General features: G+C 73.5%; 1 pseudogene. It reads right to left on the bottom strand.

The annotated features are described in order from the left end of the window. Positions 1–675, bottom strand: a pseudogene (locus FV222_RS30370) (precorrin-3B synthase); the annotation flags it as partial.

Genomic DNA, 675 nt, shown 5'->3' with positions numbered 1-675 from the left:
GGTGGCGACCGCGCGGCGCGGGTCGTCGGGCGCGGTGACGAAGCCGGCGGCGGCGAGTTCGGCCGCCGCATCGCACCGACACTGCGACCGCGGGCCGCGCACCGGCAGGACGAAGCCGCGCGTCGGCGAGACGCGGATGTCGTCCGCGTCCAGGTCGTCCGCGACCTGCGCCAGCCGGACGAGCATCGCCACGGTGCAGCGTCCGAAGGGCGCTTCGATCGGGAGGAATGGCGGTGCTTCACCGGAGAAGGCGCCTTTCCCTCTCACCTCCCCAGATGAGGGGGGGAAGAGCGTCGCGCCGTTTGCCGACAAAGCCATCACCATCTCGGCACGCGCGTCGGCCGAAAGGTCGCGGACGCGGCGATGGCCGCTCGCGGCGAACCTGCTCAACAGCGCTGCGACCGCTGGCGCGACCCGCTCAGCGTCCCAGGTTCCGACCCACGCGACGCCGGACACTTCGGCGAGGCCCAAAACCGCCACGCCGGGTCCGACCGCTCGCACGTGGATGTCGGCCGCGATCTCCGCCGGATCGAGGCCGGCGCCCTCGATCAGCACCAGGGTCTTCGGCGGTAGGCCGGCGATGGCGATCCCGTGCGCCTCGATCGCGCGGGCGATGCCCGCCACGTCGATCGCCTCGCCTGCCAACCCGGCGAGCGGGCTCGTCAGGGTGAGGCG

Origin of the sequence: Methylobacterium sp. WL103 (assembly GCF_008039885.1) — a bacterium.
GTDB lineage: Bacteria > Pseudomonadota > Alphaproteobacteria > Rhizobiales > Beijerinckiaceae > Methylobacterium > Methylobacterium cerastii.
This window is presented reverse-complemented; position numbering and strand designations above follow the sequence as displayed.